This window comes from Arthrobacter sp. SDR-2R, from assembly GCF_057747955.1.
In genome coordinates this window covers 3,849,022-3,860,767 of the sequence record NZ_CM173231.1, presented here as the reverse complement: position 1 = coordinate 3,860,767, position 11,746 = coordinate 3,849,022, and the positions used below count along the sequence as shown (strand labels likewise).

Sequence of the window (11,746 nt, the reverse complement as noted above, 5' to 3'; positions counted from 1 at the left end):
ACCACCACAACTGAATAACAACACCACAATGTTGTAACCACCAAACTTCCCACCCCCGAACAAAACACCGGGCGGGCGGGTACAAGGGTTACGGCGGTCATAGCGTGGGGGAAACGCCCGGTCCCATTCCGAACCCGGAAGCTAAGACCCACAGCGCCGATGGTACTGCACCCGGGAGGGTGTGGGAGAGTAGGTCACCGCCGGACACACATTGGTCGAGGCCCCAACCACCAGGTTGGGGCCTCCCACATTTAACCCACCAATCACCAAAGTATTTAACCCACCAACACCACAACGCGATCCCGCACCTGGGCCCCGTGACGCGCCATCAGCTTTCGTCCCCTCACCGCAGACGCGACACCACGTCCTGTGCGGTTATGGGTGACGCGACATCAGCTTTCCTCCCCCACCGGTGACGCGACACCACGTCCTGTGCGGTTATGGGTGACGCGACATCAGCTTTCCTCCCCCACCGGTGACGCGACACCACGTCCCGCGCCACGACAGAAGACTCTCACGAAGTGATGAGGCGTGGCCGGCGAACGGGCAGGATGTGATGGCGCATCCCTCGAAAACCCACAGGATGTGATGGCGCATCATGGAAAACCCGCAGGATGTGATGGCGCGTCACGGGCCGGAAGCATAATAGGGGGCTTCAGAATTGTTGAACAATCCGAGTTTTTAGGGCATTCTTGGATGAACAGCAATCCGAGACGGAGATCACAATGCCCAGCATCGACCTGAACAGCGACGTCGGCGAGTCCTTTGGGAACTGGTCCTTCGGTGACGACGCGGCCATCTTTGAAAGCGTGTCCAGCGCCAACGTGGCCTGCGGCTTCCACGCCGGCGACCCTGTAGGCATCATGGCCACCTGCCAGGCCGCCGTGAAGGCCGGCGTCACCGTGGGCGCACACCCCGGTTACCGGGACCTGGCCGGCTTCGGCCGGCGCTTCGTGGACATGACCCCGGCCGAGCTGACCGCCGATGTGGTCTACCAGATCGGCGCAGTCCAGGCCGTGGCCCTCGCCGCCGGCACTGCCGTCCGCTACGTCAAGCCGCACGGCGCGCTCTACAACACCATCGTCACCCACCCGAAGCAGGCTGGGGCCGTTGTGGCAGCCATCCTCGCAGTGGACCCCACCCTGCCCCTTATGGTGCTCCCCAACTCCGAGATCCAGCGCCAGGCCGAAGCCGCGGGCCTGCGGACCGTGGCCGAGGCCTTCGCTGACCGTGCCTACAACCCGGACGGCACCCTGGTCTCCCGGCGCGAACCCGGCGCCGTGCTGCACAAGGTGGAGGACGTCGTCGAGCACGTACTGCGCCTGGCCGGGGATGGCGTAGTCCGCGCCATCGACGGATCGCTGGTTCCCGTCCACGCCGAAAGCATCTGCCTGCACGGTGACACCCCCGGTGCCGTGGCAATGGCTGCCGCCGTCCGTGCCGCATTGGTGGACGCCGGCATCCGGATCGAAAGCTTCGCCTAGCATGGCCGCCACGCAGCAGCAGCGCACCGCCACTGCCCCGCGCCCGGAGCTGACCGGGATCCGGCGCGCGGGTGACCGGGCCATCCTGGTGGAGCTGTCCTCCCTCGATGCCGTCCTCAGCCTCCAGGCGCAGCTGACCGCACACCCGCAGCCGGGCCAGATCGACGTCATCGCAGCCGCATCAACCGTCCTTGTCACCGCGGATTCGGCCCAAGCAGTCCAGGCGCTGGCCGCGCACGTCCGCGGGCTGGACCTTGAGGCGCCAGCGGACACCGAGAGCGCGCTGGTCACCATCGACGTGGTGTACGACGGCGAGGACCTGGACGAGGTGGCGTCGCTCACCGGACTGGGCCGTGAGGGAGTGGTGGCCGCGCATGCCGGCCAGCTCTGGACCGCAGCCTTTGCCGGATTCGCACCGGGCTTCGCCTACCTCAGCGGCGAAAACCCCAGCCTCGAAGTCCCGCGGCGCCGATCCCCGCGCACGGCCGTGCCCGCCGGCGCTGTGGCCTTGGGCGGCGCGTACTCGGCCGTCTACCCGCGGCAGTCGCCGGGCGGCTGGCAGCTGATCGGCCGGACCGAAGCCGCCATGTGGGACCTGGACCGGGAAAATCCCGCCCTCATCCGCCCCGGCGATACCGTCCGCTTCAAGGCCGTCCGCAGCCACGCCATCATGACGGAACGGCCCAAAGTCCCCGCCAACCGGACGGCAGAGCACCAGGGGAACGCAGGACTTGCCGTCCGCAAACCGGGGCTGCAGGCCACCGTCCAGGACCTGGGCCGGCCGGGCTTCGCCTCGCTGGGTGTCAGCAGCGCCGGCGCCATGGACCGCGGAGCCCTCCGCCGCGCCAACCGCCTGGTGGGCAACGCCGAAGGCGCAGCCGGCATCGAACTCCTCTTCGGCGGCCTCGAGCTCGAGGCCCTCACCGACCAGGTCCTGGCCGTCGCCGGAGCGGCCGTCCCGCTGCAGATCACACCGGGGGCAGACTCAAAAGAGGACATCCAGCGGACGACGGCGGCGCGGCACCCAGCGTGCGACGCCCCCTTCGCGCTGTTGGCGGGGGAGAGGCTGACCGTGGGCACCCCCACGGCAGGGCTCCGCTCCTACATCGGCGTCCGCGGTGGACTCGGTGGCCCCGATGCTCTCGGCAGCCGCTCCACGGACACCATGTCAGGGATCGGCCCCGAGCTGCTCGAAGCGGGAACCATCCTGCCGGTGCACGCCGCCAAACCGGGCAGCGTGGTGGGCCACCCGGAAGTGTCCCCCCTTCCGATTCAGGACGGGGCAACCGTGCTGCGGGTGGTCCCCGGACCCCGGCAGGACTGGTTCAGCACCGACACACTGCAGGACTTCCTGGCCCAGGAATGGACCGTCACGCCAAAGTCCAACCGGATCGGTCTGCGCCTCAACGGCCAGCCGCTCAGCCGCAGCCGGGACGGCGAACTCGCCAGCGAAGGAACCGTCCGCGGCGCCGTGCAGGTGCCGCCGGAAGGCCAGCCCGTCCTGTTCCTCTCCGACCACCCGGTGACCGGCGGGTACCCGGTGATTGCCGTCGTCGTCCATGCCGACCTGGACAAGGCCGCCCAGCTTCCCCCGGGCACAACCGTCCGGTTCACCGCCGCAGCTCCTCCGGCAGAACTGCCCGAAACACCTAAGGAAAGCCCCCATGCGTAAAGTCCTCATTGCCAACCGCGGCGAAATTGCCGTCCGGATCGCCCGGGCCTGCGACGATGCAGGCCTGGAAAGCGTGGCCGTCTACGCCGATCCGGACGCCGACGCGCTGCACGTCTCCGCCGCCACCGAGGCCTACTCGCTGTCAGGCTCCCGGCCCCAGGAAACCTACCTGGACATCGACAAGCTCCTCGCCGTTGCGGCGAAAAGCGGCGCCGACGCCGTCCACCCCGGCTACGGCTTCCTGTCCGAGAACGCCGGCTTCGCCCAGGCCGTAATCGACGCCGGCCTGACCTGGATCGGCCCCTCCCCGGAGACCATCCGGCTGCTGGGCGACAAGGTCAGCGCCCGCGAGGTGGCGGTCCGGGCCGGCGCCCCGCTGGCACCCGGCAGCGACGGACCGGTGGCCAGCGCCGCAGAGGTCCGCGCCTTCGCCGAACAGGTGGGCCTTCCCGTGGCCATCAAGGCGGCGTTCGGCGGCGGCGGGCGTGGCCTCAAGGTGGTCCGGGACCAGGCTGACATCGAGGAAAGCTTCGACTCCGCGGTCCGCGAATCCCTGGCCGCCTTCGGCCGGAGCGAATGCTACGTGGAGAAGTTTTTGGACCGGCCGCGCCACGTGGAGGCCCAGGTCATCGCGGACACGCACGGCAACGTGGTGGTTGTGGGCACCCGCGACTGTTCGCTGCAGCGCCGCCACCAGAAACTCGTGGAGGAAGCCCCCGCCCCCTTCCTCACCGCTGAGCAGCGGGCCGCCATCCACGCCTCGGCCAAGGCCATTTGCCGCGAGGCGGGCTACGTCGGTGCCGGCACCGTGGAGTACCTGCTGGACGGCACGGGCTTCCTGAGCTTCCTGGAGGTCAACACCCGCCTGCAGGTGGAGCATCCCATCACCGAGGAGACCTCCGGGGTGGACCTGGTGGCCGCCCAGCTGTCCATCGCGGCGGGGGAGAAGCTTCCCATCCTCGAGGACCCGGAGGCGCGCGGGCACGCCTTTGAGTTCCGGATCAACGCCGAGGACCCGGGCCGCGGCTTCCTGCCGTCCCCCGGCACCGTGGAAACCTTCGAAGCCCCCACGGGTCCCGGGATCCGGGTGGACACCGGCGTCCGTTCGGGCTCGGTGGTCCCCGGGCAGTTCGATTCCTTGCTGGCCAAACTCGTGGTGACCGGGGCGGACCGCCAGCAGGCGCTCCGCCGTGCCCGCCGCGCCCTGCGGGAGTTCCGCATCGGCGGCCTGGCCACCGTGCTGCCGTTCCACCGCGCGGTGGTGGACGCGCCGGACTTCACCCGGACGGACACGCTGGGCGTCTACACCACCTGGATCGAAAACGAATTCACCACCGCCCTTGAGGCGGATCCGGCCTTCAGTCCCGCCGCGCCGGAAGAGCCCCGCCGGACCATCGGCATCGAGGTGGACGGCAAGCGGATGGAGCTGGGACTCCCCAAGGCGCTGCTCGATTCCCTGCTCGACGGCGGCGGCAGGGGACGCGCAGCGGCTCCGCAGGCCGGCGGGGAGGCCGCGGCGGAGAAGAACGACGGCGACCTGCTGGCCACCATGGCCGGCACCGTGGTCAAGTGGCTGGCTGAGCCCGGGGCCAGCGTCGAGGAAGGCGAAGCGGTGCTGGTGCTCGAAGCCATGAAGATGGAGACGGCCGTGGCCGCCCACCGCGCCGGCACCGTCGGTGAGCTGTACGCGGCGGCCGGAGACGCCGTCGGGCCCGGGCAGGTGCTCACCACCATTTCCTGAACGCACCTCACGAGGGCATCCGCGCGAACACGCGGCACACCGCCAGGCTGAACCAGAGCTGGAGGTCGTGGAACCTGTCCCGGAGCAGGTGGCCGGTGAAGAGCCCTGACGGCTCCTGGTGCGCGGCCAGCCAGTCGCGCGCCTGGCCGGTTTTTTCCGTTCGAAGGCCGGGGTGGATGATGCTGATCGCGTCGAGGGCGGAAACGAGGTCCGTCATCCAGAAGGGAAAGCAGAACTCGGTCCAGTCGGAGACGCGGCCCTTATCAGGATAGGCGTCCGGCTCGAAGAAGCGGCCCGCCAGCATTTCCGCGGCCTTCTGTGCGGAGGTGCTTGCGCGGTGCGCGGGATGGGCCGCGTAGGCCCTGAGCACCACCCCGGTGATCAGGTGCGAGAACGGCTGCGACGGATCGCCGGTGATGGTCTGCGGCTCGTCCAGCGCGTCCAGCTTCCTCCCCCGGGTGCGGAGGGGAAGGGCCCAGCCGCCGTCGTCCTGCCGCGACGCCTCAAGCCAGCTGAACGCGCGTTCCACGCGCGGGTGGTCGCCGTACCCCGCTTTGCACAGGAGCCCGATGAGGGCCGCCGTGTAGTTGGGAGACACCTGGTTGCCGTAAATCCCCCGAATGTCACCTGGCTCGGACTGGTGTGAAAGCACATAACCGGCGGCCGCGGCGATGGCCGGATGCCGGCGGGTGAGCCCGAACATCTCCACGAGGAACCCGAGTTGCCGGTAGGTCTCCAGCAGGTCGTAATCCATGCGGTCCCGGGGCCGTCTTCCCGGATAGGCCCACGACCCGTCCGCCGCCTGGTGCCGCAGGATCCGGCGCGGGACCGGAAGGTCCCAGAGTGCCTCATCGGCCGCCGGGGTGGCCGGCAGCCCTCCCGGTCCGGGGACAAGCTCGCGGACGGCCCAGGAGCGCACGGCGGGGTGACCGCTGGACAGCAGCGGGGCGATCGGGTCGAACCGGAGGCCGTCAAGCCACGTCATGGTCACCATGATGGCGGAATACGTCCGGTGCGGACAGGGCACCGCTGTCCTGCCCGATATCGTGGTGCCATGACGTTTGACGAGGTACTGGCCGATCTCCAAGCCCAGGCCAGGACCACAAAGCACGCCGAAACGGGCCTCTGGGTGGCCGCCCAGCTGCGCAGCCGCATCGCCGCCGGGCAGCTGGCTCCCGGATCAAAGCTCGCCGAGGAAGCCCTCCGCGAGGCCCTCGGCGTGTCCCGCAACACCCTGCGGGAAGCATTCACGGCGCTCCATGCCGAACACATCGTGACCCGCATCCCCAACCGTGGTGTGTTCGTGGCCCACCCCACGGCAGACGACATCCGCGAAATCTACCGGGTGCGCCGGTTCCTGGAGCCCGCGGCGGTCCTGTGGTCCGGCGATGCCCCGCTGGAGCCCCTGGCGGCAATCATCAAGGCCGCCAGGGCGGCCGCCGCCGACGGCGACATCCCCGGCATGGCCAGCGCCAACCAGGACTTCCACCGCGCCATCGTTGACCGCTCCGGCAGCGAGCGGCTCAACAGCCTCATGGACCAGGTGCTGGCCGAGATGCGCCTGGTGTTCCACTCGATGGCGGCCAACCCTGCCTTCCACGAGCCCTACGTGGAGGACAACGCCCGGATCGTGGACCTCCTGGAAGCCGGCGAACTGGCCGCGGCAGCGGACTTCCTGGCCGCCTACCTGGACCGCGCGGAAGCGCAGCTGCTCGCCGCCGTCGGCCGCTAGCCAACCCTTCCCCAAAAAAGGGGGTTGCAGGATTGTTGAACAAAAAGCTATGCTTTAGATCACACCGTTGTTCTGCAGCTCACTTAACCCTGCAGCCCTAACGTGTCCGGGGCTCCCGCCCCTCGGCGCCGTCACCCCCACCACCACACTCACGGACGCGCCGGCCCCCACTTTCGCAGACCCGTCACGGGTCCCCTGGGAAGGGATAATCATGCTTGTACTCATCGGGGTGCTGCTGGTGATCGTTGGCTTCGCCATCCGCCTGAACCCCCTGATTGTCGTCACCGTTGCGGGTATCGTCACCGCACTTCTGGGCGGCATGAACCCCGCGCAGATCCTCGACTCGTTCGGAACCGGTTTTGCCAGCAGCCGCTCGGTCACCATCTTCGTGGCCGTGCTGCCCGTGGTGGGAATCATCGAGTTCTTCGGGCTGCAGGAACAGGCCAAAGTCCTCATCGGCCGGCTCGCCAAGCTGACGGCAGGCCGGGTCCTGATCGGCTACCTGGCCGTCCGCCAGATCACCGCCGCCGTCGGCCTGAACAGCATCGGCGGCCACGCCCAGACCGTCCGCCCGCTGGTGTTCCCCATGGCCGAAGGCGCAGCGCTGCGCCGCTACGGGCACGTCCCGGACAAGATCAGCGAGAAGATCAAGGGCCACTCCGCCGGGGCGGACAACGTGGGCGTGTTCTTCGGCGAGGACGTGTTCGTCGCCGTCGGCTCCATCCTGCTGATCACCACGTTCGTGGACACCACGTACCACCTCCACCTGGAACCGCTCCAGCTGGCCCTCTGGGCCATCCCCACCGCCATTGCTGCCTTCCTCATCCACGGCTTCCGGCTCCTGCGCCTGGACAAGCAGCTGGACAAGGAATACCGCGAATACGAGCTCACCGCCCAGAAGGAAACCGCAGGAGAAGCGAAATGATCAACGTTGAAGCCGTCTACTGGCTGATCGGCCTTCTGTTCGTCGCCTGGGCATCACTCATTGCCGCCGACACCAACCACCCCCGCCGCTGGGGCAGCTCCTCCTTCTGGGGCCTGCTGGGCCTGTGCTTCTTCTACAGCACCTGGGTCCAGGCCGGCACGGCGCCCGGCTGGATCCTGGGCATCGCCGTCCTGGTCCTGGTGGTGCTGGCCTCCACCGGCCTGCTGGGCCACGGCAAGCACCGCACCTCCACCGGCCACGAGCGCGAGGCCTTCGCCAAGCGCTTCGGCAACAAGCTCTTCATCCCGGCCCTGACGCTGCCCCTGGTCACCGTCATCCTGGTGCTCGCAGCCCCGCTGCTGTCCATCGGCGGCACCCCGCTGCTGGACCCCAAGAACACCACGCTGGTAGCCCTGGCCATCGGCGCCGTGGCTGCCGTCGTCGTGGCCCTGGTGATCCTCAAGCCCAAGAACCCGGCCACGCCCATCTTCGAAAGCCGCCGGATCCTCGAATCCATCGGCTGGGCCGCGCTGCTGCCCCAGATGCTCACCACGCTGGGCATCCTCTTCACCAAAGCCGGCGTGGGCACCGCCGTGGGCACGCTCGCCTCCGGCCTGCTGCCCAAGGGCTCACTGATCGCCGGCGTGCTGGTCTACTGCATCGGCATGTTCCTGTTCACCGTGCTGATGGGCAACGGCTTCGCTGCGTTCCCCATCATGACCGCTGCCATCGGCTGGCCCGTGCTGGTGGAGACGTTCCACGGTGACCCCGCGATCGTCTTCGCGATCGGCATGCTGGCCGGCTTCTGCGGCACGCTCTGCACGCCCATGGCAGCCAACTTCAACCTGGTGCCGTCCGCGCTGCTGGAAATGGACAACAAATACGGCGTCATCGCCGCACAGGTGGGCACGGCCATCCCGCTGCTGGCGGTGAACATCGCGCTGATGTACTTCCTGGCCTTCCACTAACCCTTCCGCAGACCCTGCCATTCAAAGGAGCATGATGGACAACGATCTTCGCGCACAGGCGGCACCGGACTACGCGGCCGTGGTGCTGGGCAACCTTTCCGAGCCCTTCCCGCACTCGGCCCACCACACCCAGGTGTCAGCCGACGACAGGCCAACCCCCGAGCAGATCCACCCCGCCTTCTATACCTCCTTCGACTGGCACTCCTGCGTGCACATGCACTGGCTGGGGGTGAGCCTGGTGGGCGGCACTCCAGGGTCACCCTTTGCTGGGACTACCGCGGCAGGAGCGTCCGACGGCGGCACGGCGGCTTGGGTGGATGCCGCCACCGAGGCGTCGCTCCGGGCAGCCCTGGGCGCCAACCTGACCCCGGCCAAGCTGGCAGTGGAACGGGACTACCTGCTGGCCAACCCGTCCTGGGAGCGGCCCTACGGCTGGGCCTGGCTGATGCGGCTGGCCGCCACCTGCTCCGCCTCCCCGGATGCGGAGATCCGCGAATGGGGCACCGCTTTGGAACCCCTGGTGGATGCCGTGGCGGAGCTCAGCGCCGCCTGGATGGCCAAGGCGCAGTATCCCGTCCGGCACGGGCTGCACACCAACGCCGCGTTCGGTGTGGGGTACATGCTGGATGCCTTCCGCTCCCTGGGCAGGGTTGATGCCGCCAAAGCGTGTGAGGACGCGGCGCGCACCTGGTTTGCCGATGACCGCGGCTGGCCGGGCGACTGGGAGCTCAGCGGCCAGGACTTCCTCTCCGCGGGCCTGAGCGAGGCGGACCTGATGCGCCGCGTGCTTTCCGCGGACGAGTTCGCCGGGTGGTTCGCGGGGTTCCTGCCGGAGCTGTCCACCGCATCGCGCATCCTGCAGCCGGTGAGCGTGACGGATGAGACCGACGGCTACCTGGTGCACCTGCACGGACTGAACCTGACCCGCGCGGGACAGGTGGCACGGATCATCGCCACGCTTCGTCAATCCAGCGGCCCGGAAGCCGCGGCCGCCGCGGCCGTGCTGTCCGACGCGCTGGACCCGCTCCTGAAGGCCGGGCTGTCCGGACTGGAAAGCGGGGACTTCATGTCCACGCACTGGCTGGCCAGCTTCGCGTGGGATGCGCTGGGATCGGTGGCTGAACTCGACTGATTCCCGGGCTGGCGTGGCGCCCTCACCAGTCACACTCCGTTCGGAGCGTCTGGTGGGTGCATGCCACGCCGGTGGCGGGCTAGTCTTGCATCACCACGCGCGGAGTGCGTGACCTGGGAGCAGCGGGCAGGGTTGTAATGAGCTGACCATCCGCCCGCGAGCCCAAGGAATCCCATGCGCCAGCAGCTCACGACCTGCCCGCCAGACCCCGCAACAGCAGAGGAGTCCACCACGCTTCGGCCCAGGAGGAAGCGGACCAGGCACCCGCGGCTGGCGGTGGGGGACCGGGTCCGCTTCGCCGAGGGAACCCTGGCCGGCACGGGGGTGGTGGACGCCGTCACGTCCGACTACTCGGTCATTTGGGTGTGGACGGACGAAGGCCAGGGGCGCCGGATGTTCCTGCAGGGCTACGGAAGCATCGTGTCCTCGATTTAGCTACGACGCCGGTCCGCGCGGCGCTCATCCGCCTGGCCGATTCCGTCCCGGACTGCGGCGCGGATGACGCCGTAGAGGATGTAGAAGAAGACCGCTCCGAAGAGGACAAACAGGACCAAGCCTGTGAAGTCACCCATGGTTGCTGCCCTCCTCCGGCCAGTACTGCTGGGCTGCCTTTGCGGCATCCCGCAACTTCCCGCCGTCGAGCATGATGGACGTTTCCTCAAGGCCGAAATCGGTCCACTGGGAAACCAGGCGGAGGCTGCCGGCAGGGGGAAGCGGCCAGAGCCAGAGCGAGCCGGTGCCCTGGAACTCATCCTCTCCGCCACCGCCGCCGCCATTGTTCAGGACCAGCGCCGGAGGTTCGGGTTCCTGGCCACGCTCCACGAAGCCGTGGGGACCCAGGGTGCCGGTGCTGGCTTTGGAACCATCGGGGAACTGGACGCCGAACATCAGGCCGGTCTGTTGTCCGCGGCCACTGCGGATGCCCCTTCCCGGCTGGAAGAAGAGGTGCTGCAGGTCGGCCCAGTCTTCGTCGGATTGCTGGTCACGGCGGAACAGCCAGGACAGGTTGAACACGCAGCCGGTGGAGAACACGTCCGCACTTTTGACCGCCACCACCCTCCACGGAGTCCTGGACACAAACCTGCCGATGTGGACCACGGACGGCAGCTCGTAGACTGGGGCGCCCGCCCATGGCGGCGGGACGTACCGTTGAGACCTCGGCCTCGGTGGGAGCGGAGGTACTGGAAAGTCCTGGAAGAAGGTCACGGTGATCCTTGGGTCCGCTGGCTGCGACCGACCAGCGGAACAGCGGCAGCGCCGCCATGGATCCCCCAATCCGTCCTTACCCGGCCAGTCTAGCCTCCGGTTTGCCGGCCCGCGGGACGCGCGGGACCCCCGTTGACCCGGTCAATCCCGCCCGCCAAAATGCTGGCCGACGGCTGCCTGGATGTGATGGCGGTGGCGGCGGAGGCAGCGTGCGTACTGTCAATTAGTCATCGCGCGGCTGGTGCTTTGCTGGCCGAAACATATGCGCTGGCCAGTTCGCTGCCCTTAACTCTTGCTGCCCTGCGCTCCGGGCATATCTCTTGGCAGCATGCCCGGACCATGGTGGACCAAACCGCCAGCCTGGACCCTGCAGGCGCAGCCGCCCTGGAAGCGCACTTCCTGGATCCTGACACGGGCAACCCGGCCCGGGGTTGCCCGGTCGGAGAGATGCCGGCCCACCGGTTCAAGGCCAAAGCCCGCATCTGGCGCGAACGCCACCACCCGGAGACCCTGGAAGGATGCCACGCCAGGAGTGCAGCGGACCGGCGCGTGGAGTACACGCCGGACTGTGACGGGATGGCATGGATCTCCGCCTATCTGCCCGCCACCACAGCCTCGGCGGTCTGGAGCCGCACCACCGCCATTGCCAGGGGACTCCAAGGCCCGGACGAGCACAGGGCCCTTTCGCAACTCCGCGCTGACGTGCTCTCCGCCGCCCTGCTCACCGGTGGCGGCAACCAGGACCTCCAAGGAGGCGACAAGCCACCGCTGTGGCCCCATGTGCGGAACCGGTAGCTCCTCCCTGGGCTCCCTCACGCCTTTGGTGGGACAATAAAGGCAGGGCACCTGTCACGGCGCCACCCAGGCGTCGGCACGTCCCACTCGA

General features: G+C 68.5%; 12 protein-coding genes and 1 rRNA gene. 10 read left to right on the top strand and 3 right to left on the bottom strand.

Annotation, left to right across the window (positions count from 1 at the left end; all coding sequences use genetic code 11):
• Positions 1 to 89: 89 nt before the first annotated feature.
• The 4 genes from rrf to AC3ANU_RS17815 all read left to right on the top strand — a co-directional run bounded on the left by rrf (position 90) and on the right by AC3ANU_RS17815 (position 4,897).
• Positions 90 to 206 (top strand): 5S ribosomal RNA (rrf, locus tag AC3ANU_RS17830).
• Between the two features lie 519 nt (positions 207 to 725).
• The gene (locus tag AC3ANU_RS17825) at positions 726 to 1,484 is read left to right on the top strand and encodes a LamB/YcsF family protein (protein WP_018770564.1); all 759 of its coding nucleotides are present in this window, start codon (positions 726 to 728) and stop codon (positions 1,482 to 1,484) included.
• 1 nt (position 1,485) lies between these two features.
• Positions 1,486 to 3,156 (top strand): 5-oxoprolinase subunit B/C family protein, encoded by a 1,671-nt coding sequence (locus AC3ANU_RS17820; RefSeq protein WP_488314999.1) that lies wholly within the window; start codon positions 1,486 to 1,488, stop codon positions 3,154 to 3,156.
• Positions 3,149 to 4,897 (top strand): acetyl/propionyl/methylcrotonyl-CoA carboxylase subunit alpha, encoded by a 1,749-nt coding sequence (locus AC3ANU_RS17815; protein ID WP_488314998.1) that lies wholly within the window; start codon positions 3,149 to 3,151, stop codon positions 4,895 to 4,897. Before AC3ANU_RS17820 ends, AC3ANU_RS17815 begins: the two co-directional genes overlap by 8 nt.
• Positions 4,898 to 4,904: 7 nt before the next feature.
• Here the strand turns inward: AC3ANU_RS17815 and AC3ANU_RS17810 are convergent, their stop codons facing one another.
• A complete protein-coding gene (locus AC3ANU_RS17810) occupies positions 4,905 to 5,882 on the bottom strand; it encodes a prenyltransferase/squalene oxidase repeat-containing protein (RefSeq protein ID WP_488314997.1) in 978 nt (325 codons plus the stop codon).
• Between the two features lie 69 nt (positions 5,883 to 5,951).
• Between AC3ANU_RS17810 and AC3ANU_RS17805 the strand changes: the two genes are divergently transcribed.
• The 5 genes from AC3ANU_RS17805 (at position 5,952) to AC3ANU_RS17785 (ending at position 10,089) form a co-directional block, all read left to right on the top strand.
• Entirely contained in the window at positions 5,952 to 6,629 is a 678-nt protein-coding gene (locus tag AC3ANU_RS17805; protein ID WP_056393210.1) for a GntR family transcriptional regulator, read from the top strand.
• A 211-nt stretch (positions 6,630 to 6,840) separates the two neighbouring features.
• A complete protein-coding gene (locus AC3ANU_RS17800) occupies positions 6,841 to 7,554 on the top strand; it encodes a DUF969 domain-containing protein (protein ID WP_018770559.1) in 714 nt (237 codons plus the stop codon).
• Complete coding sequence (locus tag AC3ANU_RS17795) at positions 7,551 to 8,522, top strand: DUF979 domain-containing protein (protein ID WP_018770558.1); 972 nt, start codon at positions 7,551 to 7,553, stop codon at positions 8,520 to 8,522. Before AC3ANU_RS17800 ends, AC3ANU_RS17795 begins: the two co-directional genes overlap by 4 nt.
• A 31-nt stretch (positions 8,523 to 8,553) precedes the next feature.
• On the top strand, positions 8,554 to 9,654 hold the full coding sequence (locus AC3ANU_RS17790; RefSeq protein ID WP_488314996.1) for a DUF2891 family protein: 1,101 nt from the start codon (positions 8,554 to 8,556) through the stop codon (positions 9,652 to 9,654).
• Between the two features lie 174 nt (positions 9,655 to 9,828).
• The gene (locus tag AC3ANU_RS17785) at positions 9,829 to 10,089 is read left to right on the top strand and encodes a hypothetical protein (RefSeq protein WP_223994044.1); all 261 of its coding nucleotides are present in this window, start codon (positions 9,829 to 9,831) and stop codon (positions 10,087 to 10,089) included.
• Here the strand turns inward: AC3ANU_RS17785 and AC3ANU_RS17780 are convergent.
• Both AC3ANU_RS17780 and AC3ANU_RS17775 read right to left on the bottom strand, forming a co-directional pair.
• On the bottom strand, positions 10,086 to 10,226 hold the full coding sequence (locus AC3ANU_RS17780) for a hypothetical protein (protein ID WP_018770555.1): 141 nt from the start codon (positions 10,224 to 10,226) through the stop codon (positions 10,086 to 10,088). The two genes, AC3ANU_RS17785 and AC3ANU_RS17780, sit on opposite strands and share 4 nt — an antisense overlap.
• Positions 10,219 to 10,707: a hypothetical protein gene (locus AC3ANU_RS17775; protein WP_224084294.1), complete on the bottom strand. Its 489-nt coding sequence runs from the start codon at positions 10,705 to 10,707 to the stop codon at positions 10,219 to 10,221. The genes AC3ANU_RS17780 and AC3ANU_RS17775 overlap by 8 nt, the downstream gene beginning before the upstream one ends.
• A 285-nt stretch (positions 10,708 to 10,992) precedes the next feature.
• On the opposite strand from AC3ANU_RS17775, the gene AC3ANU_RS17770 reads away from it, so the two are divergent.
• Positions 10,993 to 11,655, top strand: a complete 663-nt coding sequence (locus AC3ANU_RS17770; RefSeq protein ID WP_488314995.1) for a DUF222 domain-containing protein — start codon at positions 10,993 to 10,995, stop codon at positions 11,653 to 11,655.
• Positions 11,656 to 11,746: the final 91 nt, after the last annotated feature.

Excerpts from the sequence above, each read along its gene's own strand:
- AC3ANU_RS17825 (WP_018770564.1), top strand. The coding sequence starts at position 726 with ATGCCCAGCATCGACCTGAACAGCGACGTCGGCGAGTCCTTTGGGAAC.
- AC3ANU_RS17820 (WP_488314999.1), top strand. The coding sequence starts at position 1,486 with ATGGCCGCCACGCAGCAGCAGCGCACCGCCACTGCCCCGCGCCCGGAG.
- AC3ANU_RS17815 (WP_488314998.1), top strand. The coding sequence starts at position 3,149 with ATGCGTAAAGTCCTCATTGCCAACCGCGGCGAAATTGCCGTCCGGATC.
- AC3ANU_RS17810 (WP_488314997.1), bottom strand. The coding sequence starts at position 5,882 with ATGACGTGGCTTGACGGCCTCCGGTTCGACCCGATCGCCCCGCTGCTG.
- AC3ANU_RS17805 (WP_056393210.1), top strand. The coding sequence starts at position 5,952 with ATGACGTTTGACGAGGTACTGGCCGATCTCCAAGCCCAGGCCAGGACC.
- AC3ANU_RS17800 (WP_018770559.1), top strand. The coding sequence starts at position 6,841 with ATGCTTGTACTCATCGGGGTGCTGCTGGTGATCGTTGGCTTCGCCATC.
- AC3ANU_RS17795 (WP_018770558.1), top strand. The coding sequence starts at position 7,551 with ATGATCAACGTTGAAGCCGTCTACTGGCTGATCGGCCTTCTGTTCGTC.
- AC3ANU_RS17790 (WP_488314996.1), top strand. The coding sequence starts at position 8,554 with ATGATGGACAACGATCTTCGCGCACAGGCGGCACCGGACTACGCGGCC.
- AC3ANU_RS17785 (WP_223994044.1), top strand. The coding sequence starts at position 9,829 with ATGCGCCAGCAGCTCACGACCTGCCCGCCAGACCCCGCAACAGCAGAG.
- AC3ANU_RS17780 (WP_018770555.1), bottom strand. The coding sequence starts at position 10,226 with ATGGGTGACTTCACAGGCTTGGTCCTGTTTGTCCTCTTCGGAGCGGTC.